This window comes from Streptomyces sp. NPDC002513 (assembly GCF_053595355.1).
This window is the reverse complement of the sequence record NZ_JBSFXK010000001.1, coordinates 272,506-293,494: the sequence shown is the minus strand read 5'-3', so window position 1 is coordinate 293,494 and position 20,989 is coordinate 272,506. Positions and strand designations below refer to the sequence as shown.

19 protein-coding genes, 3 tRNA genes and 2 pseudogenes are annotated in these 20,989 nt (G+C 72.8%); 14 read left to right on the top strand and 10 right to left on the bottom strand.

Annotated features, from left to right (window positions below; all coding sequences use genetic code 11):
- Nucleotides 1–118 precede the first annotated feature (118 nt).
- A complete protein-coding gene (locus ACWD5Q_RS01400; RefSeq protein ID WP_451424920.1) occupies nt 119–424 on the bottom strand; it encodes a YtxH domain-containing protein in 306 nt (101 codons plus the stop codon).
- Nucleotides 425–588: 164 nt separating this feature from the next.
- On the opposite strand from ACWD5Q_RS01400, the gene ACWD5Q_RS01395 reads away from it, so the two are divergent.
- The 4 genes from ACWD5Q_RS01395 (at nt 589) to ACWD5Q_RS01380 (ending at nt 1,476) form a co-directional block, all read left to right on the top strand.
- A tRNA-Asn gene (locus ACWD5Q_RS01395) sits at nt 589–661 on the top strand.
- 5 nt (nt 662–666) lie between these two features.
- Nucleotides 667–739, top strand: a tRNA-Asn gene (locus ACWD5Q_RS01390).
- 166 nt (nt 740–905) lie between these two features.
- Nucleotides 906–979 (top strand) — tRNA-Ile (locus ACWD5Q_RS01385).
- Nucleotides 955–1,476, top strand: a complete 522-nt coding sequence (locus tag ACWD5Q_RS01380) for an LLM class flavin-dependent oxidoreductase (RefSeq protein WP_451424919.1) — start codon at nt 955–957, stop codon at nt 1,474–1,476. The genes ACWD5Q_RS01385 and ACWD5Q_RS01380 overlap by 25 nt, the downstream gene beginning before the upstream one ends.
- 347 nt (nt 1,477–1,823) lie before the next feature.
- On the opposite strand, the gene ACWD5Q_RS01375 is transcribed toward ACWD5Q_RS01380, so the two are convergent.
- The 3 genes and pseudogenes from ACWD5Q_RS01375 to ACWD5Q_RS01365 form a co-directional block, all read right to left on the bottom strand.
- Nucleotides 1,824–2,294: a PIN domain-containing protein gene (locus tag ACWD5Q_RS01375; RefSeq protein WP_451424918.1), complete on the bottom strand. Its 471-nt coding sequence runs from the start codon at nt 2,292–2,294 to the stop codon at nt 1,824–1,826.
- Nucleotides 2,284–2,553 carry a type II toxin-antitoxin system Phd/YefM family antitoxin gene (locus ACWD5Q_RS01370; protein ID WP_451424917.1) on the bottom strand — a complete coding sequence of 90 codons (270 nt, stop codon included), beginning with the start codon at nt 2,551–2,553 and terminating at the stop codon, nt 2,284–2,286. The genes ACWD5Q_RS01375 and ACWD5Q_RS01370 overlap by 11 nt, the downstream gene beginning before the upstream one ends.
- A 457-nt stretch (nt 2,554–3,010) precedes the next feature.
- A pseudogene (locus tag ACWD5Q_RS01365) lies at nt 3,011–3,316 on the bottom strand (transposase); the annotation flags it as partial.
- Here ACWD5Q_RS01365 and ACWD5Q_RS01360 point away from each other — a divergent pair.
- Nucleotides 3,298–3,713, top strand: a pseudogene (locus ACWD5Q_RS01360) (MFS transporter); the annotation flags it as partial. The pseudogenes ACWD5Q_RS01365 and ACWD5Q_RS01360 sit on opposite strands and share 19 nt — an antisense overlap.
- Before the next feature lie 344 nt (nt 3,714–4,057).
- Here ACWD5Q_RS01360 and ACWD5Q_RS01355 read toward each other — a convergent pair.
- Nucleotides 4,058–5,806 (bottom strand): helix-turn-helix domain-containing protein, encoded by a 1,749-nt coding sequence (locus ACWD5Q_RS01355; protein ID WP_451424916.1) that lies wholly within the window; start codon nt 5,804–5,806, stop codon nt 4,058–4,060.
- Nucleotides 5,807–6,267: 461 nt separating this feature from the next.
- Here ACWD5Q_RS01355 and ACWD5Q_RS01350 point away from each other — a divergent pair, with 461 nt between their 5' ends.
- The 4 genes from ACWD5Q_RS01350 to ACWD5Q_RS01335 are packed head-to-tail and all read left to right on the top strand — an operon-like array spanning nt 6,268 to nt 10,267.
- The gene (locus ACWD5Q_RS01350) at nt 6,268–7,668 is read left to right on the top strand and encodes an MFS transporter (protein ID WP_451424915.1); all 1,401 of its coding nucleotides are present in this window, start codon (nt 6,268–6,270) and stop codon (nt 7,666–7,668) included.
- Entirely contained in the window at nt 7,668–8,858 is a 1,191-nt protein-coding gene (locus tag ACWD5Q_RS01345; protein ID WP_451424914.1) for an FAD binding domain-containing protein, read from the top strand. Before ACWD5Q_RS01350 ends, ACWD5Q_RS01345 begins: the two co-directional genes overlap by 1 nt.
- 21 nt (nt 8,859–8,879) lie before the next feature.
- On the top strand, nt 8,880–9,314 hold the full coding sequence (locus ACWD5Q_RS01340) for a hypothetical protein (protein ID WP_451424913.1): 435 nt from the start codon (nt 8,880–8,882) through the stop codon (nt 9,312–9,314).
- Nucleotides 9,311–10,267: an amidohydrolase family protein gene (locus ACWD5Q_RS01335; protein ID WP_451424912.1), complete on the top strand. Its 957-nt coding sequence runs from the start codon at nt 9,311–9,313 to the stop codon at nt 10,265–10,267. Before ACWD5Q_RS01340 ends, ACWD5Q_RS01335 begins: the two co-directional genes overlap by 4 nt.
- 210 nt (nt 10,268–10,477) lie before the next feature.
- Here ACWD5Q_RS01335 and ACWD5Q_RS01330 read toward each other — a convergent pair whose 3' ends face one another.
- The 3 genes from ACWD5Q_RS01330 to ACWD5Q_RS01320 all read right to left on the bottom strand — a co-directional run bounded on the left by ACWD5Q_RS01330 (nt 10,478) and on the right by ACWD5Q_RS01320 (nt 14,553).
- Nucleotides 10,478–11,515 (bottom strand): rod shape-determining protein, encoded by a 1,038-nt coding sequence (locus ACWD5Q_RS01330; RefSeq protein ID WP_451424911.1) that lies wholly within the window; start codon nt 11,513–11,515, stop codon nt 10,478–10,480.
- A 196-nt stretch (nt 11,516–11,711) separates the two neighbouring features.
- Nucleotides 11,712–13,073: a carboxyl transferase domain-containing protein gene (locus tag ACWD5Q_RS01325; protein ID WP_451424910.1), complete on the bottom strand. Its 1,362-nt coding sequence runs from the start codon at nt 13,071–13,073 to the stop codon at nt 11,712–11,714.
- Nucleotides 13,066–14,553: an acyl-CoA synthetase gene (locus tag ACWD5Q_RS01320; RefSeq protein WP_451424909.1), complete on the bottom strand. Its 1,488-nt coding sequence runs from the start codon at nt 14,551–14,553 to the stop codon at nt 13,066–13,068. The genes ACWD5Q_RS01325 and ACWD5Q_RS01320 overlap by 8 nt, the downstream gene beginning before the upstream one ends.
- A gap of 200 nt (nt 14,554–14,753) precedes the next feature.
- Here ACWD5Q_RS01320 and ACWD5Q_RS01315 point away from each other — a divergent pair, with 200 nt between their 5' ends.
- Nucleotides 14,754–15,641, top strand: coding sequence for an ATP-grasp domain-containing protein (locus ACWD5Q_RS01315; protein ID WP_451424908.1), 888 nt, complete (start codon nt 14,754–14,756; stop codon nt 15,639–15,641).
- 75 nt (nt 15,642–15,716) lie between these two features.
- Here ACWD5Q_RS01315 and ACWD5Q_RS01310 read toward each other — a convergent pair whose 3' ends face one another.
- The gene (locus ACWD5Q_RS01310) at nt 15,717–16,319 is read right to left on the bottom strand and encodes a TetR/AcrR family transcriptional regulator (protein WP_451424907.1); all 603 of its coding nucleotides are present in this window, start codon (nt 16,317–16,319) and stop codon (nt 15,717–15,719) included.
- A gap of 88 nt (nt 16,320–16,407) precedes the next feature.
- On the opposite strand from ACWD5Q_RS01310, the gene ACWD5Q_RS01305 reads away from it, so the two are divergent.
- Nucleotides 16,408–17,535 carry an FtsX-like permease family protein gene (locus ACWD5Q_RS01305; protein WP_451424906.1) on the top strand — a complete coding sequence of 376 codons (1,128 nt, stop codon included), beginning with the start codon at nt 16,408–16,410 and terminating at the stop codon, nt 17,533–17,535.
- Nucleotides 17,532–18,212: an ABC transporter ATP-binding protein gene (locus ACWD5Q_RS01300; protein ID WP_451424905.1), complete on the top strand. Its 681-nt coding sequence runs from the start codon at nt 17,532–17,534 to the stop codon at nt 18,210–18,212. Before ACWD5Q_RS01305 ends, ACWD5Q_RS01300 begins: the two co-directional genes overlap by 4 nt.
- A 44-nt stretch (nt 18,213–18,256) precedes the next feature.
- Here ACWD5Q_RS01300 and ACWD5Q_RS01295 read toward each other — a convergent pair whose 3' ends face one another.
- Nucleotides 18,257–18,850, bottom strand: coding sequence for a hypothetical protein (locus tag ACWD5Q_RS01295; RefSeq protein WP_451424904.1), 594 nt, complete (start codon nt 18,848–18,850; stop codon nt 18,257–18,259).
- A 388-nt stretch (nt 18,851–19,238) separates the two neighbouring features.
- Here ACWD5Q_RS01295 and ACWD5Q_RS01290 point away from each other — a divergent pair, with 388 nt between their 5' ends.
- Nucleotides 19,239–20,012 carry an IclR family transcriptional regulator gene (locus ACWD5Q_RS01290; RefSeq protein WP_451424903.1) on the top strand — a complete coding sequence of 258 codons (774 nt, stop codon included), beginning with the start codon at nt 19,239–19,241 and terminating at the stop codon, nt 20,010–20,012.
- Nucleotides 20,009–20,854, top strand: a complete 846-nt coding sequence (locus ACWD5Q_RS01285; RefSeq protein ID WP_451424902.1) for an SMP-30/gluconolactonase/LRE family protein — start codon at nt 20,009–20,011, stop codon at nt 20,852–20,854. Before ACWD5Q_RS01290 ends, ACWD5Q_RS01285 begins: the two co-directional genes overlap by 4 nt.
- Nucleotides 20,855–20,989 lie beyond the last annotated feature (135 nt).

The window sequence follows — 20,989 nt, the reverse complement described above, 5'->3', positions numbered from 1 at the left end:
GGAGGGTGGTGGACCCGCCTTCCCCGGCGGTCGGGAAAGGCGGGCGCGGGTCAGGTGCCGCCGGGGTGGGAGGGGCAGGTGATGCCGGTGCGACCACCCGCCGCCGAAAAGGCCGCGTTCAGGTGTTGCTGGTGCCCCAGTCGTCCGCGCCGTGGCCGTTCGCGTTCCGCTCCCGCAGCGAGCGCACCCGGCCGGCGACCGAGTCGGGCATATGGTCGCCGACCTTGTCGCTCACCGCGTGGAGCGCCTTGCCGGCGATCTCGCGCCCCTGCTGGACGGCCGTCTCGGCGGTGTTGCGCACGGCCGGGTTCTGCGCGAACCGGCAGGTGGACTTCTTCAGCTGCTCGTAACGTTCGCGTCCGGCTCGGGTGCCGAGCACATAGCCCAGGGCGAGCCCGGCGGCGAACGTGAGCCGATAGCGCATGGCGGCCATCCTTCCCTTGCGTCTGCGTCGCCCCTTGCGCGGGCGTCCGGCGTGGCGGGTACCGATTGGCGGAGCACCCCTCTGCTTGCGCTAATGTATGTGTCGCAGCGAGCGCGCGCCCCCTGGGGGATGCCCAGGTGGGTGCGTTCGATGCAACGAGGCATTCCTCCGTAGCTCAATTGGCAGAGCAGCCGGCTGTTAACCGGCAGGTTACTGGTTCGAGTCCAGTCGGGGGAGCTCGGTCCTCCGTAGCTCAATTGGCAGAGCAGCCGGCTGTTAACCGGCAGGTTACTGGTTCGAGTCCAGTCGGGGGAGCGTCTGAAGAGGACCCCTCAGGGGTCCTTTTTCATGCCCGCAGGAACCGTCACGCCCACGGCGGAGTCCTCAAGGTCACGTGTAGCCGACCATCCGAAGCAGGAGATCGTATGAGCGGCTATGCTGCGGCAGACGGCGCGCACACGTGTACGCGACGCGCCGCGATGGGGCGGTAGCTCAGCCGGTTAGAGCAGCGGACTCATAATCCGTCGGCCGTGGGTTCGAGTCCCACCCGCCCCACCGAGCGCAGGTCCAGCGTGCTCCGCGTCGCGCGCCACGCCGAAGATCTGGGCTTCGATCACGGTGCGGTCGGCAACCGCCTCTTGGACAGCGGTTTCGGACTCGACACGGACCCGCTTGTTCTGCTGTCTGTGGTCGCAGGCGCGACCACGCACCTGCGACCGCAGACGTCCGTACTCGTCGCGCCGTACTACCCGGCGCTGGTGCTCGCCAACCAGGCGGCCACCCTGGACGTGGTGTCCGGCGGCCGTCTGATCCTGGGTGTCGGCGCCGGCTGGAACCCTGACGAGTTCGCGACGAGAGGGCGTTCGCCCCAGCGGATGCCCTTCTCGCTGTCAAGGCGGAGGCTGTCCGCGTTCGTGACGTCTGGCGCGACGAGCGGGCCCACCAACCACCGCTATCGAGGACGCGCTCGGCAAGCAGATACTCGCCCTCCTCCAGGCGCTGGTCCGTATCGCGGGCGACCTGGCCACCGCCCAGCCTGGGTTGTCGGCTGAACGCGTCAGCCTCACCGTGCTACTCAATGCTGGCGCCGACCAGATCGTGGCCGCCCGCGGCATCGCCCCGGCCGGCCCGGCCCGGTGAGGCTCGTCGGAGCGATCGGCCGTGCCGTCCTGGCCGGCCGCCTGCCACCGGGGCGACGATGGCGGCTGAAAGCGCGCGTCCGCAAGCGCTACAGCAAGTACACCGCGACCGGAACCAACCGCTCGCGGCCCAGGCGTTGGCCCATCCACCTTTGGGCCCCGACTGCGCCGCTCCTTTCTGCACGCGTGCCCGAAGCAGATGGTGAGTTGCAGAAGCGGACCGGTCGAGTGAGATCGGCGCCACGAAGACTTGGCTTGTTCTATGCCGTTGTCCACTGGTCGTGGAGCACCTGCGGTCGTGTGACGGGGACGATGGTGAGCAGGCCGTCGAGGCCCTTGAAGTCATCGGGGTTGGTGGTGAAGAGGGGAAGGTTCTCCGCGATGGCGATGGAGGCGATCATCAAGTCGGCGATACGACGCCGGGGCTGGCGGCCGGCGCTGATGACGGCGGCGCAGACGCGGCCGTAGATACGGGCGGCTTCCGCGTCGAAGGGGATGGGGTCGAACTCGTTCTCGGCGCGCTGGAGGATGTCCGTGCGGCGAGCTCGTTCGGCGTGTTCGTCGTAGTCGCTCTGTTCCGTGTTGCTGCGTACCTGGTGAGGTCCTGCGGAGAGTTCGGCCAGGGTGATGGCGGTGATGGCCATCTCGGCGGGTAGTTCCTCCGGAGCGATCCACTTGCGCAGGATCATGATGTTGGTGTCGAGGAGGCCCTGCTGGTGCTCAGCGGGCATAGGGATCGTCCAGTTCCTGCTCGACGGTGGCGTGCTGGTCGGCACGGAAGGTGTCCAGGGAGATGTCGGGCGCCGTGCGGGACATGGCGGCGAATTCGCCGCGCGGGACGAAGCGGCGTCGACGGCGCAGCGGGATGAGCTCGCCGATGCGGTGTCCGTCGCGAGTGACAGTGAACGCCTGGCCGCTCTGGACAGCGTCCATGATTTCTCTGGACCGGGTGCGCAGGTCGCGCTGCGTGATCTCGGGCTGGGCAGTCATACGTCCACGGTAGCTGTCCCGTGCTATTCGGTGCCACCCTGTAGCACCGTGGCCCTCTGGCACGAGGGGACCCGCAGCGGACCCGCGGTGGACGGAAGGACCGGAAGAATCAGGAAGTCGCCGAGCCGGACGGCGGCCAATCATGCTCTGACCTGCGAATACGGGAAGGTCACGGCAAGACCGGGGAGCGACCGGAAGATCCGGGAAAGACTCATAATCCGTCGGCCGTGGGTTCGAGTCCCACCCGCCCCACCACCACCTACGCGTGCAGAACCGTTTGACCAGCACAAACGGCAAGGCCCCTGCTTCGGCGGGGGCCTCTTCGCCTCCCTCACGCTCGTTCGGGGCGGGGATTTCTGGTTGTGGGCAGGTTGGTGGCCCGGCTGTCGCGTCGGGTGGGCGCCGGTTTCCACTGCTCTGGGGGTGGTGATGCTCGTAGGGACAGGAAAGCTGCTGGTCAGCCGGGGTTGGGCAGGACTTGGAGGCGGTCGAGCGCACTGGTGAGGGTGTCGGTCCAGGGCCAGTGTGCTGGGAGGCGGAGGATGCGGCGGCGGCCGGTGGTGACGAGCTGGGCGGCTGCGGAGAACAGCCGCAGCCGCAGGCGTTTGGGCTCCCACAGCCTGGCGGGGCCGGTGAGGGCGAGCATCGGCATCCAAGCCAGCAGGTCCAGGGCGAGCTGGAGGATCTCCAGCCAGATCTGGTTCTGCGCGAAACCGTGGAAGGGGAGGTTACGCAGACCGGTGTCGCTTGGCCGCGCCGCTGGTGCCGCTCGGCGTGCTCGGCAAGCGATCGGTGGCCTGGGGCAATGTCGCCGGTCTGCTCGCGTTCCTCACCGAGACGTCCCTCGTCTTCCTGCTGACTCTGTACCTCCAAAGGTGCTCGGCTTCTCCCCGCTCGCCGCCGGTCTGTCCTTCGGCGTGCTGGGCCTCGGAACGGTCGTCGGCGGCTCCGCCGCCCCGAAGGTCATCGGGAAGATCGGCAGCCAGCAGACGCTGATCACCGGCGGCATCCTGCAGACCGTGTTCACAGCCGCCCTGCTCGGCCTCGGCGACGACCGCTCCTGGATGTGGCTGCTGCTCGTGGCCACCTTCGCCGGCGGGATCGGCAACATGCTCGTCATCGTCGGCTTCATGGTCACCGCGACCTCCGGGCTGGCCGACCCGTGGGGCCCGGTCGAGTGCACAGCAACTCACGGCGGTACGAGCCCCGCGACAGCCTGACCACCCATGACAGGGCGGGTGCCGCACATCGGGAAACGTGAGGACGGGGGCCGCTGCCCCCGGCGTTTTCCACATCTGCGAGCCCATCCGGGCGGAGTTCCTCCACTCGGCCGCCAGTCCGGCCCAACGTGACGAACTCGCCGAGGAGTTGGCGGCGCTGCGCCGGCTCTCCGGAGTGTCGAAGAGTGCATGGCACCGGTCGCGCGGGCAGGCCGCGGCAGGCGGCTCACTCGCCGTGAGCGCCCTCGGCCATCGGCGGCCCCTCATCCGGCCGCACGGCGCCGTCAGTTGATCGCCTGCTCGCTTCCTGCCGCCACGTCGAGCACCACCAGCGCCGAGCGCGCGTCGACCATCGTGTGTGCGTCACGCCAGTCGAGGCCGGTGAGTTCAAAGATGCGGCGCATGCGCTGGCTCACCGTGTTCGGATGGACCGTGAGCAGGTCCGCTGTCGCATTCCGGTCGAGGCCGGCGTCGAGGTAGACGCGCAGTGTTCTCAACAACTCCGCTCCGTGCTCCTCGTCGTACCGCACGAGAGCACCGAGGGTGCGTTCGGCGAAGGCACGCAGGCGGGCCGAGTCGCCGAGCTGAAGGAGCAGGCCCCCCACACCGAGGTCGTCGAGGGTCACCGTCTTGCCGCGACGACCGCTCCGGGTGGCGAGGAGGACCGCTCCGCGCGCGGTGCGGTAGGCGTCCACGAGGTCCGCGGTGCCGTCCGAGACGACGACGGTGGCTTCCTCGACCCCGGGAACGGAGGCGAGCGCGGAGCGCAGCGCGTCGCCCGGGACCGGTTCGGTCGCCCCCTGCGGCCACAGCGTGATCACCAGGTCGTGATGGCCGGAGATCAGCGGGCGCGGCCGTACTCCCGCGGTCAGTCGCGAGGCCGCGGTCACCGCCCGCTTCAGGGTGTCTCCCGCGGCGGCGGCCCCGTCCTGTGCGGTCACCCGCGCGACGAGCACCGCGTGGGGCCGACCGAGGTCGTGGCCCAGGAGGGCCGCCCGGTCCCGGATGGACGGGGCGGCCGGGTCGGCGCCCGCGAGCAGATCGGCGAGCAGTTCCCCGCGGACGCTCTGCTCCGCCTCCGCGGCGGTGCGGCGCCGGAACAGTTCGAGGGCGAGCACGACGGCGGCGTGCTCCAGAGCGCGACGGTCGAGGGCCGCGAGTGTGCCCGCCCGGCCGGGGATCCGGACCCGGGCGGCGACCGCCCCGGCCAGCACGACGTCGACGACGACATCGCTGCCCTCGTCGCGTACCAGCTCGGACCCGGCGGGACGGTCCTCCCCGGTCTCACCCCAGTCTGGACGGCCCGTCGGCTCCTCGCCCGCCGCCGCCAGAAGCTCCCCTCGCGCGTCGTGCACGAGCACCGTAGACCCGAGCAGCTCATGCAGGGCGTCGACGATGCCGGCCACACCACCCGCGCGGACGGACACGCGCAACAGCCGGTCGTGGATCTCCTCGGAGCGGGTGACGAGCTCGTGCTGGAGGCGGAGGTCCTCCAGGTGCCGCGCCGACGTGGTCGCTATGGCCGCGTGCTCGGCGAGGAGTTGCAGCCGTTCCACCTCGTCCGCGCCGAAGACGTGGACCGAGGTGCGGTAGCTGTTCAACGTCCCGATCACCCCGGAGGCCGTGACCAGCGGTACCGACAGCATCGACCGATAGCCCTGCTCCCGGGCGACTCCGCCCCATATGAAGCCGGGCTCTTTCTCGATGTCGACGACCGCGCACGGCAGGCCGGAGCGGAACGCCCTGCTGGACGGCGCTCCGCTGTCGGCGTCGGCCTCCAGCCGGACCGGTCGGTCGGTGTTCACCCGCTCCACGTACTGCTCACTGAGGCCGCTCCAGCCGGCGATGATCAGTTTCCGGTGGTCCTCGTCCGGCACGAGCACGCCGCAGAAATCGAGCGCGAGCAGTTCCCGGGCCTTCCTGGCCACGAGGTCGAGTACCTCTCGGAGACTGCGCCCGGCATTGACCGCCGCCGTCAGGTCCCCGATCGCCGACAGCCAGGTGCGCAGGGCGTCGTCCGAACCATCACTCATCGTTCGAGTGTGGCACGGGACATCGCTGAAGCGGAATGGTGTTGCTCCAGACATCGACGACGCGGATTCGGATAGCCAGACTCGTCTCACTCGCACCGGTTCGACTGAAGGACCACGGCGTGTCGACGACGACCTCGTCGCCTCGCCGGCCTCGGCCTCACGTGTGCGGGGAGTCGGTTTCCCCTCCGTCCCGGCATCGACCGGTGAGCCAGACCGCGCCTGACGGCGCGACGGTGCCTGTTCCCGGCCGGTCCGGCGGCCGGGGCACGGTCCGCACCCGCTTCCGCGGCCCCGGCCACGGAACGGTCCCCGCACGGGCAGCCCCGTCACGGGCAGTCCCGTCCTCCACAGCCCCCGTCCCCTCCGCACAGTTCCCCTCCCCACAGTTCCCGTCTCCACCCCCCACAGTCCCTGTCCCGACGTCGCCCCCTGTTCCCCGACCTCCGGCAAAGGAGCCGTACATGTCGGACACACTCGTCGCGCCCTCGTGGCGCTCCACGATCACCCGAGTCCAGTGGCTGGTGCTCGCGGGCACCACCATGGGCTGGGCCCTGGACGGCTTCGCGAGCAGCCTGTACTCGCTGATCCTCGGTCCGGCGATGACCGAGTTGCTGCCGCACAGCGGCATCAAGGTCGGCACCGACACGATCGGGCTCTACGGCGGCATCACCGTCGCCGTGTTCCTGCTCGGCTGGGGCACCGGCGGAATCCTGTTCGGGATCCTCGCCGACTACTTCGGCCGTGTCCGGGTGCTCTCGCTCGGCGTCCTCACCTACGCGGTGTTCACCGCGCTCGCCGCGGTCGCCGACACCTGGTGGCAGCTCGGCATCATGCGGTTCATCGCCGGGTTCGGCTCCGGTGTGGAGGCGCCGGTCGGCGCGGCGCTGATCGCCGAGGCCTGGCGCAACCGGTACCGGGCCCGCGCCAGCGGGGTGATGATGTCCGGCTACGCGGCCGGGTTCTTCCTCGCCGCCCTGGCCTACGCGCTGCTGCAGAACCAGGGCTGGCGGGTGATCATGGCCATCGCCGTACTCCCCGCGCTGCTGGTGTACTTCCTGCGACGTCACGTCCCGGAGCCGCCGGAGGTGAGCCACGGGATCGCCGCACGCCGGCAGCGCAAGGCCCGCGGACACCACACGGCCGAGGACCGGTTCGTCCTGCGCCGCCTGCTCAGCCCCCCGCTGCTGCGGCCGACCCTGGTGCTGTCCGCGCTGGCCACCGGTTCGCTGGTCGCGTTCTGGAGTGTCTCGACCTGGTACCCGCAGGTCATCCGGCAGGCCACGACGGCCGCGGGGCTGTCCGCGGAGATCGCCAACGGCCGGGTCGCGACGGCGTCGATGCTGTTCAACGTCGGCGGCGTCCTCGGTTATGCGAGCTGGGGCTTCCTCGCCGACGCCATAGGCCGGAAAAAGGCCTTCCTGGCCAGTTTCGTGATCTCCGCGGCGAGCGTGGTGTTCCTGTTCGCCCTCTCTCCCGGCTGGACAGCGTTCCTGGCCGTGCTGCCGGTCGCCGGGTTCGGCCTCTACGGCGCGCTGGGCGGACTGCTGGTCTACGGCCCCGAGCTCTACCCCACATCGGTGCGCGCCACCGGCGTCGCGCTCTACAACGGCATCGGCCGCTACTTCACAGCGGCCGGCCCCATGGTCGCGGGCGTGATCGCCGCGTCCTGGTTCGGCGGGAACCTCGCGCTGGCCACCACCTGCGTCGTCGGCGTCGGCATGCTCGGCGCGATCGGGCTGGCCTTCGCACACGAGACCCGCGGCGAGCCCCTGCCGACCGATCCCGTCGCAGCGACCACCGACGGCACCACCGACGGCACCGCCGACGCGGGCCCCGTCCCGACCACACAGGAGATCCACTGATGGCCCCTTACGCAAACGCCCGCGCCGCCGTGATCGGGGGTTCCATCGGCGGCCTGACCACTGCCCTGCTGCTGCGCGACCTCGGCTTCGACGTCGACGTCTACGAGCGCACCCCCACCGCGCTCGACGGCCGTGGCGGTGGAATCGTGCTGCAGCCCGACACCGTCCGCTGGTTCGCCGAGCGCAGCACCCAGAACCCGGAGGCGCTGTCCACCTCGACCGACTACGTCCAGTACCTCGGCAACGCCAACGAGATCCTGCACCGCGACGAGCGCCGCTGGACCTACACCTCGTGGGGCACCTTCTACCGTGCCCTGCTGGCCGACTTCGGCACGGAGCGGTACCACCTCGGCGAGTTCGCCTGCGGCGTCGGACAGAGCGGCGACATCGCCACCGTCCGGTTCGTGACCGGGCGCCGGGTCGAGGCGGACCTGGTGGTCTTCGCCGACGGCATCAACTCGATCGGCCGGTCCCTGCTCGACCCCGGCGCGGCACTGGAGTACTCCGGCTACATCGGCTGGCGCGGCACCGTGCCCGAGCACGAGCTCAGCGAGGAGACCCGCGAGCTGCTCGGGAACGCGGTCTCCTACAGCGTGGTGCCGAACTCGCACATCACGCTCTACCCGATCCCCGGGGAGGGCGGCACCGGCCCGCGCGACCGGCTGATGAACTACGTCTGGTACCGCAACGTCCCGGCCGGCAGCGAGCTGGCCGAGATGCTGATCGACAAGCGCGGCATCAGCGCCACCGTCTCGGTGCACCCCGGGCAGGTGCAGGACCGCTACGTCGACGAGATGCGCGAGACCGCGGCCGGACTGCTCGCCCCGGCGGCGGCGGAGGTCGTCACCTCGACCGGGCAGCCCTACATCCAGGTCGTCTCCGACGTCCGGTCCTCCCGGATGGCCGGGGGCCGGATCGCCCTGATCGGCGACGGCGCCGCCGCGGCCCGCCCGCACGCCGCCGCGGGCACGGCCAAGGCCGCCGCCGACGCGTGGGCCCTCGCCGACGCGCTCACCGCCGCCGACGGCGACATCTCCGCCGCCCTGCGCAAATGGGAGCCCACGCAGTTGGAGCTCAGCGCGCAGCTGATGGACCGGGTAAAGAACATGGGCGAACGCTCGCAGTTCCACAACACCTGGACCCCCGGCGACCCCAGCCTGCGGTTCGGGCTCTACGCCCCCGGCCGCTGACCGACGCGAAAAGGACACGACATGAACGACACCGGTTTCCTCTCCGACCTCCCGCTCGCCGGCACGCTCGTCGGCTCCGACTTCGCCGGCTGGTCCGACGAGCTGCGCGCCGAGTTCGAGGCCCGTGCCTACGACGGCGAGGTCGGCTCCCGGCTGCTCAGCAGCAACGAGCGGGTCCGTGTCTGGGAGATCCGGCTCGCCCCCGGCGAGCGCTGGCACGCCCACCGGCATGTTCTGGACTACTTCTGGACCGCCGTGAACGCCGGCAACAGCCGCCAGCACACCAGCGACGGCACCACCCGGGAGGTCTCGTACTCCCAGGGCGAGACCCGCCACTTCACCTTCGCCGAGGGCCAGTACCTGCTGCACGACATCGAGAACATCGGGGACACCGAGCTGGTCTTCACCACCGTCGAGCACCTGGACAGCGCGAACGCGCCCCTGGAGCTGAAGTGACCGGACCGATCGACGTCCACGCCCACTGGCTGCCCCAGGAGCTGTTCGGCCTCCCGCCGGGAGCTCCGTACGGGCCGCTGAACGACCGGGACGGGGAGCTGCACCTCGGTGACGTGCGGCTGTCCATCGCCACCCGGGCCATGAGCGACGTCGCCGCGATCCGCGCCGACATGGCCGCCGCCGGGATCGGGGTACGGGTGCTGTCGGCGCCGCCCTTCGCCTTCCCGGTCGGCGGGCCTGCCACGGACTACGTCGACGCGTTCAACACCGCGCTCGCTCAGGTCGTCGCCTCCTCGGACGGCGCGCTGCTCGGGTTCGGCCTGGCCGCGCTCGACCACCCGGCCCCGCTGGACGCGCTGGCCGCGACGCCCGGGATCGTCGGCATCGCGATCCCGCCGCTGCTCGGCGGGGAGTCCCTCGACCGCGGCGTGCTGCGCGCGGTCCTCGGCGAGGCGGCCCGGACGGGGCTGTCCGTGCTGGTCCACCCCATGCAACTGCCCCGTCCCGAATGGCGGGACCACTACCTGGCGAACCTCATCGGCAATCCGGTCGAGACGGCCACCGCAGTGGCCGCGCTGCTGCTCGGCGGCGTCCTCGACGAACTGCCGGGCCTGCGGGTCTGTTTCGTGCACGGCGGCGGGTGCACGCCGGGTCTGCTGGGCCGCTGGGACCACGGCTGGCGGGCCCGCTCCGACGTCCGCAGCGGCTCCTCCCGCCCGCCGGGTGAGGCCGTGCGGGGCCTGTGGTTCGACACCGTGACCCACGATCCCGACCTGCTCGGCCTGCTCACCGCCCGGGCCGGCAAGACCGCGATCGTCTGCGGCAGCGACCATCCCTTCGACATGGCCGAGGCCGACCCGGTCGGCTTCGCCACGGGGGGCGGCCTCGACACCGCGGACCTCACCGCCAACGCCCGGGCGTTCCTGGGCCTGGGAGGCGAGCACGGCCTCTGATCACGCGGGCAAAAGCGCCGTACCCCGCCCGCCGGACGGCCGCGCACCGCTCGAGGACGGGTGAGAACTCGGCGGCCACCGCGCCGAGTTCCCCGCGCGGGGCGCGGCGTACGCGCCTCGGGGGCGGCGCCCCGGGCGTGCGCGGGCGCCGCCGGCGGGCGCCCGAGCCCCCGTCCGAACCGCGGGCACGCGTCGCGCGGTGGTCCCGGGTCAGGCCGCCAGCGGGTTCAGGGTCAGGGGTTTGATCTTGCCCTCCAGCATGGCGCCCAGGCCCTGCACGGCGCAGATGTCGGGGCGTTCGGCGATGCGTACCGGCATGCCGGTCCACTGGCGCAGCATCTGGTCGAGGCCCGGCAGCAGGGCGCTGCCGCCGACCATCATGATGCCGCGGTCGGCGAGGTCGGCCACCAGATCGGGCGGGCAGTCCCGCAGCACCTTGCCGATGCCGTCGAGCATGGCCGTCAGCGGGGTCTCGATCGCCTCCCGCACGGCCGCCGTGTCGACCCGCACCGAGCGCGCCAGCCCGGTCGCCACGTCCCGGCCGAGGATCTCGGTGGCGGACGGCTCGTCGGCGGCGGCCCCGGTCCCGGAGAGGGCGAGCCGCAGTGGGCGTACGGACTGGCTCGGCAGCATCAACGCGTGCTCGTGGCGCAGATGCTGGACGATCGCGTGGTCGACGGCCTCGCCGCCCACCGGGACCCGTTCCGCGGTCACGATGTTCCCCAGCGACAGGACGGCGATCTGGGTGGCGGCGGCACCGCACACCATGATCATGGAGGCCTCGGGCTGCTCCACGGGCAGCCCGCAGCCCACGGCGGCGGCGACCAGCGTGTCGACCAGCTCCACCCGGCGCGCCCCCAGCCCGACGAGCGTCTCCACCGCCGCGCGCTGGGCCAGCGGGTCCGCGTCGTGCGGGGTGCAGGCGGCGGCCCGTAGCCGGGGCTTGCGGCGCAGGGCGCGGCGGAGTTTCTCACCGAGCAGTTGACGCAGCATGCGCTGGGCCATCTCGATGTCGACGACCGTACCGCCGGACACCGGACGCATCACACGGATGTACGAGGGGGTGCGTCCCGCCATCTTCTCGGCCAGCTCGCCGACCGCTATCAGCGCACCGTTCCGGGTGTTCACCGCCGCGGCGCTCGGCTGGTCGACGACCAGCCCCGAGCCCTTGACGTACACGCGGGTCCTGGCCGCGCCCAGGTCGACAGCGAAGTGGCAACGGCGCAGCTGGTCCAGGCTGACGGTCATGCGGTACCTCCCGAGAACGGACCGCGGGAGGCCGCCGGGTGGCGGGCCTCTCCCTCAGCATCGTCGCCCGGCCCGGGGGACCCCGCCCCTTGAAGAGGGCCAGGCGGGTTCACCCCATCGGGTGAACGCGTCCCGGGAAACCGGTGCCCGCCCTCCCGCGGAGCCCCGTGCCCGCCCGCACCGGTGCCCCGGCGGGTCACCCGGGCGGCGGGGGTGCGACGGTCTTCGCGCCCGCGATCCCCCGTACCACCCCGAGGGCCACCAGATCCTGGGGGCGCACCCGGAGCTGGTCCGCCGTCGCCCGCACCTGGTCCGCCGGACGCTTGAGTATCGCGGCGGCCAGCTCCGGCGCGATGACCGAGAAGTAGCTGTCCGGGGTGGCCCAGGTGTTGTCCGGTGCGGCCAGGGCCAGCGCACCGCCCGAGCCGCCCTCCCCGATCACCAGGGTGGTCAGCGGTGTACGGGCCGTCGCCACGGCGGTGAACAGGTCCGCGACGGCCGCGCCCACGCCCTGCCGCTCGGCCTCCGCGTCGTTGGCGGCGCCCGGCGTGTCCACCAGCGTCAGCACGGGGACGGACAGGGCGTCGGCCAGCCGGATCAGCCGGGCGGCCGTGCGGTAGCCGGCGGGGCGGGTCGCGGTGCCGGTCTGGGCGGCGTACGCGATCGTACGGCCGTCATGGCGGCCGAAGCCGCACAGCATGCCGTCCGTGTCCCGGCCGCCGGCGCGGTCGCCGCCGAGCGCCGTCCGGCGGGTGAAGTACGCGTCCAGGTACGCGCGGGCGCGGGGCCGCCCCGGATCCCGGGCGCGCCGCACGGCGTCCCAGCCGGTCGCCGGGAGGTCCGCCGGGCCCAGCGCCCGGGGCACCGGGGCGGGTTCGGCCGAGGGCGCCGTCAGCAGCTCCAGCCACAGGCCCACCGCCGCCCGCAGCTCCCCGGGCGGTACGACCGCGTCGACCGTGCCCGCCGCCAGCTGTGCCTGAGCCGTGTACGCCGCCGGATCCGCGTCCGGCGGGCGCACCCGGGAGCCCGCGAAGCCCACCTGGGCGCCCGGCAGGGCCAGCACCACGTCGGCGCCCGCGCCCAGCGTGGCCCAGCCGCCGCCGGTCGTCGGGTCCCGCAGGACCGCGAGCTGCGCGAGCCCGGCCGCACGGGTGAGCGCCGACTGCCGGGCCACGCGCTGGAGCTGGGTCAGCGCGAACATGCCCTCCTGCATCCGGCTGCCGCCCGTCGCGACCAGTGAGACGACCGGCAGCCGGTGCGCACGGGCGTACGCGTGCGCCGCCTGAAGCCGGTCGCCGGTGCGCTCGCCGAGCGAGCCGCCCAGGAAGCCGAACTCGAACGCGATCAGCACGGCCGGGGCGGAGCCGACGGTTCCATGCCCGACGACCACGGACTCCTGCTCGCCGGTGCGCGCGGTGGCGCGGGCGCGCGAGGCGTCGTAGCCCGTCCAGGCGAGCGGGCCGTCCGGGCCGGTTCGGGGAGCTGCCGGGCCCGGCAGCTCGGTGAAGTCGTCGGTGACGAGGGCGAGCGCCTCCCGTGCGGAGAAGCGCTCAGGCATCGCCCAGCGCCCGCTTCATGATCTTCCCCATGTCGTTGCGGGGCAGGGCGTCGAGGTAGCGGACCGTGCGGGGCCGCTTGTGCGGGGCGAGCCGGCGGGCCACATGGTCGGCCAGTTCGTCGGCGCCGGGCCGGGCCCCGGGGTCGGCCGGCACCACCCAGGCCACGATCCGCTCGCCCAGATCGTCGTCGGGTTCGCCGGTGACGGCGGCCTCCCGCACTCCCGGGTGTTCCAGGAGCGCGTTCTCGATCTCGCCCGCCCCGATCTTGTATCCGCCGCTCTTGATCAGGTCGGTGGCCTTGCGGCCCACGATGCGCACGGAGCCGTCGGGCTCGCGCACCGCCATGTCCCCGGTGCGGAACCAGCCGTCGGCGGTGAAGGCGGCGGCGGTGGCGTCGGGCCGGTCGAGGTAGCCGGTGAACAGGTTCGGGCCGCGCACCTGGATCTCGCCGACCGTCTCCCCGTCGTACGCCGGGATCGGGGTGCCGTCCTCCTCGACGAGCCGCAGGTCCACCCCCGGCAGCGGCACGCCCACCGTTCCCGCGCGGGGCTCCCCGTCCGCGCGGACGCTGGTGTTCATCAGTGTCTCCGTCATGCCGTACCGCTCGATGACCCGGCGTCCGGTCGCGGCGGCGATCCGCTCGTGGTCGTGCACCGGCAGCGCGGCGGACCCGGAGACCAGCAGCCGGGCCCCGCCCAGCGCCTTGGCCAGCTCCGGGTCGCCGGGCAGCGCCTCCGCGATCCGGTGGTACATCGTCGGCACCCCGAACAGCATGGTCGCCCCCGCGCCCAGTTCGCGGGCCACGCCGTCCGTGTCGAAGCGTCCCAGGTGCCGCACGGAGCCGCCGCGCCGCAGCGGGCCCAGGACGCCGAGCACCAGCCCGTGCACGTGGAACAGCGGGAGCGCGTGCACGAGGACGTCGTCCGCGGTCCACTGCCAGGCGTCCGCGAGCGCGTCGAGGGTGGCGGCCACGGCCCTGCGGGGGATGAGGGCGCCCTTGGGCGGGCCGGTGGTCCCGGAGGTGTAGACGACGAGGGCGGTGCTCTCGTCGTCGGCCTCGGCGGGCGCGTACGCTCCCGTGCCGCGTACGTCGACGTCGACGCGCTCCAACGCCCGTACCGTCTCGGGCAGTTCGTCTCCGGGAGCGGCCAGGACGAGCGACGGCGCGCTGTCCGCCAGGATGTGCCCCAGCTCGCGCTCCCCGGACTTCGGGTTGAGCGGGACGACGGGCACCCCGGCGGTCAGTGCGGCCACCACCGCGACGGCGGTCTCCAGCGAGGGCGTGGCCCACAGGGCGACCCTCCGGGACGCTTCTGTTCCGGTCGGTTCCGCTTCACGGGGGACCGTCCCGCCCAGTCGTCCGGCGAGCGCTCCCGCCGCCGCGGCCAGCCCGGCATAGGTCAGGGCACGCTCCCCGAACCGCAGCGCGGGCCGCCGCGCCGCCCCGGGGTCGGTCAGGGCCGGAAAGAGGGAGGACACGCGGGACTCCTCGCGTCGAAGCGGACGGACGTGGTGCGGACATCGAATCCGTTCCTACACCAGAGCGAGCGAAACCCGCCGCCACCGTGACGGAGACCTCACTCCGCCCGGGGCGGTGACGTCCGCTGGCGGGGTGCCGTGGCGTGCCGGGCCGTTGTTAGCCTGCGCGCACGTGCCGTCCCGCGAACAGGAGTCCAGACGTGCCCCGCATCCCCGCCGCCCGCGTCGCGCTCGTCACCTGCCGCCCCGGTCCCGAGGTGACGGCCGACGGCGATCTTCCGGTTCTCGTACGGGAGATGCGGGCGGCCGGAGCGGGTGCCGACGCCGTGTACTGGGACGACCCGGACGTCGACTGGGCGGCGTACGACCTGGCCGTGATCCGCTCCACCTGGGACTACAGCTGGCGGGCCGCGGAGTTCACCGCCTGGGCCGAGCGGTGCGGGAGGCTTACGCGGCTGGCCAATCCGGCGTCCGTCGTGCGCTGGAACACCGACAAGCGCTACCTCGGGGAACTGGCCGCCGCGGGCGTCCCGGTCGTGCCCACCCGGTACCTGGCCCCGGGCGATCCCGTCGACCTGCCCGACGACCACGAGTACGTCGTCAAGCCCACCTCGGGCGCGGGCGCCCGGTTCGCCGCCCGGTACACGCCTAAGGAGCACGACACCGCCGTACGGCAGCTCGCGCGGATGCACGCGGAGGGGTTCACGGCGATCGTGCAGCCCTATGTGCGGGGCATAGACGTGGGCGGGGAGCGGGCGCTTCAGTTCTTCGGCGGGCGGCTGCTGCACGCCAGCCGGAAGAGGGCCGTCCTGGCGCCCGGCACTCCCTACGACGAGCGGAAGGTGGCCCACCCCGGCCTGGAGCCCTGGACCCCGACCCCGGCCGAAGGCGCCGTCGCCGAGCGTGCCCTGGCCGCCGTACCGGGCGCTCCCGAACTGCTCTACGCCCGCGTCGACCTCGTGGACGGCGCGGACGGGCAGCCGTGTGTGATGGAGCTGGAACTGATCGAGCCGAATCTGTTCCTCTTCCTCCACCCGGAGTCCGTGCCGCAGGTGGTGGACGCCGTCCTGGCCGCCTCCGGCCGGTGACCCCGGGCGCCGCCGGGCCTCGAAGTGTCGGTTCCAGGCCGAGGAGCCCGAGCAAGGGCACTGTGCCTCACGCGGTCACCGGGACGGCAGGTCGGCAGTGACTCCCGCGATGGCTGCGACGGCCAGTCGCACCGCCCGGTCCGTCACCGCGGCGTAGTCGTCGCCCGCCTCCAGAGCCGTGGTCGCGGCGTTGACCAACCCCTGCAGCAGACGCGCCGTCCTGAGGGGGGCGTCGTCACCGAGGTCCGCCAAGGCCTCCACAAGGGGCGCGAGCAGCGCGCGGTGCGCCGCGTCCGCGCCCTCCCGCAGGGCCGCGGTGTCCTGCGCGTCCGCACGGGCGCGGGCGATGCGGTGCTCACCGTCGCGGACCATCTCCAGTTGCGCGGTGACGTAGGCGGCAACCCGCTCCTCGGGTGAGTGCCCGGCAGCGGCGAGGGATGTGTGGATGCGCTCGATCCAGCGCGGCGCGGCCTGTCGGGCCACCTCGGTCAGCAGTTCACGGCGGTCGGTGAAGTACTTGTAGACGCTGTTGCGGGCCAGCCCGGTGCGGCGGGCGACCGCCGCGAACGTGACCTTGGAAGCGTCGCCCTCGGCGAGCAGTTCCCGTGCCGCGTCGAGCAGGGCGGCACGCTGCTGGGCGCGGTGATCGGCGACCGATGCGGCGTGGATCTTGGGCACAGAGCCAGTTTAGGGCCCCGGTTGGGGACGCGGCGTCGCCATCTTCTATCTTAGGGACGCAACGTCCCCATATCTTGGAAGGAGTGCTGTGTTCCTCGCCCTGCTGGAACTCAAAGCGGCCCGCGGCCGCTTCCTGCTGATGGGCAGCGTCGTCGTCCTCGTCGCCGCGCTCGTCGGTATCGTCTCCGGGTTCACCACCGGTCTCGGTGACGACACCGTCTCCGCCCTGCGCAGACTGCACGCAACCCACATCGCCTTTGCCGCAGGCTCCGACTCCGACCAGTTCGCCCGCGGTCTGATCGACGAGCGGACCGCCGACGGCTGGAAGCGGGAAAGAGGCATCGAGGCCACCCCGCTCGGCGTCGCCATCACCCGCGGCACCACCGACCGCGACATCGAGGTGGACCTCGCCGCGTTCGGCGTGGAACCCGGCGCCTTCACCGATCCCGGAGCCGACCACGGCACACCCCTGAACACGGCCGAACCGCAGGGCATCGTGGTCTCCCGTCAGCTCGTGAGCGACGGCGTCCGCATCGGCGACACCCTCACCGTCGACCGGCTCGGCATCCGTCTGAAGGTCGTCGGCACCACCGGCCGCTCCTCCTACGGCCACGTCCCCGCCGCCTACGTCACCACCGACACCTGGCGCCGGATCCGCTTCACCACACCCGGCACCGACGCCCGCCCCGACGACCTCCCCCGCCAGTACAGCGCGATGGCCCTCGACGTCCCCGCAGACCCCGGCGAGAAAGCACTCGCCGACGCGGACCACCGCCACCACACGGCAACCGTCCCGCTCCAGGACGCCTTCGCCGCAGCCCCCGGCTACAAGGGCGAGCGCCTGACGATGACCTCCATCCAGACCTTCCTCTTCCTCATCGCCCCGCTGGTCGTCGGAGCCTTCTTCGCCGTCTGGACGGTCCAGCGCACCCCGGAACTCGCCTTGCTGCGCGCCATGGGCGCCTCCCGGCGGCGCCTCCTCGGCCACACCCTCGCGCAGGCCGCCGTGGTCGTCGCCGCCGGAACGGCCGTCGGAGCCGCCCTCGCCTCCACCGTCGGCCTGGTGGTCGGCGAGCAGGTGCCGTTCAGCCTCCCCGCCACCACCCTCGTCACCACCATGGCCGCCGTCACCCTGGTCGGCCTCGCGGGCTCCGCGTTCACCCTGCGCCGCGTCACCACCGTCGACCCGATGACCATGCTGGGAGCCGCACGATGACCCTCCGCCTCAACGACATCACCGTCACCCTCGGCCGTGGCGCATCCCGTACGACCGCCCTGCACGCGCTGACCGCGACCTTCCGGCCAGGCGCCCTCACCGCCCTCGTCGGCCCCTCCGGCTCAGGCAAGTCCACCCTCCTCGCCGTCGCCGGCGCCCTGCTGCGCCCGGACGAGGGACAGGTCCTGCTCGGCGACACCGACCTGGCGGCCCTCACCGACAGCGAACGCGCCCGTGCCCGCCGGACGCGGATCGGCTACATGTTCCAGAGCGGCAACCTCCTCACCGGCCTCACCGCCGAGGAACAACTGCTCGCCGCCGCCTCCCTGGCCGGCCACAGACCTCGCGCCCTACGGGGCCCGGCCCGCGACCTCCTCGCCGAGGTCGGACTCGCGCACCGACTTCGCCACCGTCCCGACCAGCTCTCCGGCGGCGAACGCCAACGCGTCGCCCTGGCCCGCGCCCTCCTCGCCCAGCCCGAGCTCCTCCTCGTCGACGAGCCGACAGCCGCCGTCGACCGAACCCGCGCCGACGACCTGACCGGACTCATCGCACGCACCACACACCGGCACGGCTGCGTCACCATCGTCGCCACCCACGACCCGGTGGTCGTCGAGGCGGCCGACAGCACGATCGACATGCTGGACCACACCCCTGCGGCTACCGCGATCGGGTAGGCGGGCCGGCCTCCGGCGCGTGATCCGAATCGGGAACGCGTAGATCAAGGCCGCATGCCGCCGACCGCCACCCGCTGCAACAGCCCCCAGGTGAACTCGGCGACCACCGTCCGCCGTGTGCCCTGCGCGTCCGGGGCGTCGAAGGCGAGGCCCCAGCGGGTGGGGGCCGTGCCCTCCAGGGGGCGGACCGGGGCGAAGGCGCGGGCGGCCTCGTCGACCGTGCAGGACCAGGGGATCAGGTCGTCGAGGGTCTCCAGCCTCGGGGCCGGTGCGCCGGGGGCGCGGACCAGCCACTCGTTCCAGACCTGCCCGTCCGGGCCGGCCAGCACCTCGAAGCGCAGGTCGGGCCAGAGCGGGACGGGCCACAGCCGGGCCTCGCAGTCCAGGTCCCCGATCCGGCGGACGGTTGTGGACTCGGGTTCGCCGAGGACCGAGCGGATGCGGGCGGCGGCCGACCGGGCGCGCGGCGACCGGACCATCGCCTGCCAGCGCTTGTTGGCCTCGCGCATGTCGGCGATGGACACGCCCAGCGTGCGGCGGGCGTCCTCCACCAGGTCCGGCTGGTGGTCGGCCATCCGGCGCAGCAGGACGAGCTGGAAGTCCAGGGCGCCGAAGGGGCGTGGGGGAGTCCGGTTCACGGGCGCTGCCGACAGCCTTGGGTCTGGGGGAGGGGCTACGCGCCCCACCGTACTGCCCGTGGCCGGACACGGCGGAACAGGAGCCCGTGAGCGGGCACTGGGAGACGGCGTACGACGTCTGCGGCCGGCTCCGGCCCGGACCGCGCACACAGCATGTGGGGGACGGGATCGACGACCCGGACCGCCGCTTCGAGCCGGAACCGGTCCTGCGCGCAAAGCGCCTCAGAGGGGAACCGGGGACCTCCGGCCCCCACCACCGCCGACGCCGGGCTCGGGGGCCACGTCGCACGCCCCGTATGCCCATTGCCCGGCCAAGCCCCGTATGGCTAGCCTGTGTTCGCCGTGCCGATCGCCGGTTGACATACCGAACGCAAGGAGGGGGCCGGTCGTGGGACGCCTCGTACCTGCCGTGACCCGGGCTCTCGACATCCTCGAGCTCTTCCTCGACGGGGACGGGACGCTCTCCGCCCCCGACATCGTGCGCAGGCTCCACCTGCCGCGCACCACCGTGCACGAGCTGGTCACCACGCTCTCCGCCCGCTCGTACATCGTCCCGGTGCCGGGGCAGCCGGGACGCTACCGGCTCGGCGTACGCCCGTACCAGCTCGGCAGCCGCTACGCCGAGCAGCTCGACCTCGCCGCCGAGGGCCGGCAGATCGCCCGTTCGGTCGCCGAGACCTGCGACGAGACGGTGCATGTGGCCATCCTCGACGGCACCGACGTCATCTACATCGCCAAGGTCGACTCCACGTACGCCGTGCGCATGGTGTCGGCCGTCGGCCGCCGGCTGCCCGCCCACTGCACCTCCGGCGGCAAGGTGCTCCTCGCGTCCCTCCCCGAGCCGGAGCTGGCCGCGCGCGTCCCGGACGACGCCGAGCTGGTCGCCATGACCCCCGGCAGCGTCACCGACCCGGCGGTTCTGCACGAGGCGCTGAGAGAGGTCCGCGCCCGCGGCATCGCCGTGGACACCTGCGAGTCCACCCCCGACGTCAGCTGTGTCGCGGCCCCGGTGCGCGACCGCACCGGACAGGTCGTCGCCGCGCTCTCCATCTCCGTGCCGATGATCCGCTGGTGCGAGGAGCGCCGCGCCGAACTGGAGCGGCTCGTGGTGAAGGGCGCCCTGGAACTGTCGGAGCGGCTCGGCCACCGGATCGCCGCATGACGGCGTACGAGATCGCCGTACGGGAGTACGCGGAGCTCGGCGAGGGCCCGACGTGGGACGCCGCCGCCGGGCGGCTGATCTGGGTCGACATCCTCGGATCACGGGTGCACACCTACGACCCGGCCACCGGGCGCCGCACGGTCATGGCGACCGGGCAGCACGTGGGCGCCGCCAAGCCGCGCGCGGGCGGGGGACTGGTGGTCAACCTCCAGGACGGCGTCGGCCTGTACGGGCCGGGCGGGGGCGACTTCCGCTGGCTGCACCACGAACCGGTCCCCGGCCGCCGCGGCAACGACGCGGCCGTGGCCCCCGACGGCTCGCTGTGGGCGGGCACCATGCGCTACGACGAGGCGCCGGGCGGCGGCACCCTGACCCGTATCACCCCGGACGGCACCGTCCTGACCGTGCTGGACGACGTCACCGTCAGCAACGGCACGGGGTGGAGCCCCGACGGCCGGTCGATGTACTACATCGACTCGCCGACCCGCCGGATCGACGTCCTCGACGTCGGCGAGGACGGTCTTCCGGCCGGCCGGCGACCGCTCGCCCAGGTCGGCCACGGATTCCCCGACGGGCTCACCGTCGACGCCGACGGCTGTGTCTGGGTCGCCCTGTGGGACGGCGGCGCGGTCCACCGCTACACCCCCTCCGGCGAGCTGGACCGCGTCCTCAGGCTGCCGGTGCGCCGCCCCACCGCGTGCGCGTTCGGCGGCACGGACCTGTCGGACCTCTATGTCACCACGGCCCGTACGGGGCTGGAGGCACCGCATCCGCTCTCCGGCTCGCTCCTCGTCGTCCCGGGCGCCGGCCAGGGCCTGCCACAGCCCGCGTTCGGAGGCTGACACCCGCCCGAGTCCCCGCCCGGCCGCCGACCTGGTAGCGGGGTGTGTGGAGGATTTGGGCCGGCGACGATCCGGACAAGCCCCGGTCGTGCGTGTCGGCGTGGCCCAGATCCGCCAGTCGCGCGGTCGGATGGA

Bases quoted from the DNA above. Each gene is read 5' to 3' on its own strand.
- ACWD5Q_RS01325 (WP_451424910.1), bottom strand. From the start codon at position 13,073: ATGCCTGAGCGCTTCTCCGCACGGGAGGCGCTCGCCCTCGTCACCGAC.
- ACWD5Q_RS01345 (WP_451424914.1), top strand. From the start codon at position 7,668: ATGGCCCCTTACGCAAACGCCCGCGCCGCCGTGATCGGGGGTTCCATC.
- ACWD5Q_RS01285 (WP_451424902.1), top strand. From the start codon at position 20,009: ATGACGGCGTACGAGATCGCCGTACGGGAGTACGCGGAGCTCGGCGAG.
- ACWD5Q_RS01340 (WP_451424913.1), top strand. From the start codon at position 8,880: ATGAACGACACCGGTTTCCTCTCCGACCTCCCGCTCGCCGGCACGCTC.
- ACWD5Q_RS01355 (WP_451424916.1), bottom strand. From the start codon at position 5,806: ATGAGTGATGGTTCGGACGACGCCCTGCGCACCTGGCTGTCGGCGATC.
- ACWD5Q_RS01300 (WP_451424905.1), top strand. From the start codon at position 17,532: ATGACCCTCCGCCTCAACGACATCACCGTCACCCTCGGCCGTGGCGCA.
- ACWD5Q_RS01330 (WP_451424911.1), bottom strand. From the start codon at position 11,515: ATGACCGTCAGCCTGGACCAGCTGCGCCGTTGCCACTTCGCTGTCGAC.
- ACWD5Q_RS01375 (WP_451424918.1), bottom strand. From the start codon at position 2,294: ATGCCCGCTGAGCACCAGCAGGGCCTCCTCGACACCAACATCATGATC.
- ACWD5Q_RS01350 (WP_451424915.1), top strand. From the start codon at position 6,268: ATGTCGGACACACTCGTCGCGCCCTCGTGGCGCTCCACGATCACCCGA.
- ACWD5Q_RS01370 (WP_451424917.1), bottom strand. From the start codon at position 2,553: ATGACTGCCCAGCCCGAGATCACGCAGCGCGACCTGCGCACCCGGTCC.
- ACWD5Q_RS01400 (WP_451424920.1), bottom strand. From the start codon at position 424: ATGCGCTATCGGCTCACGTTCGCCGCCGGGCTCGCCCTGGGCTATGTG.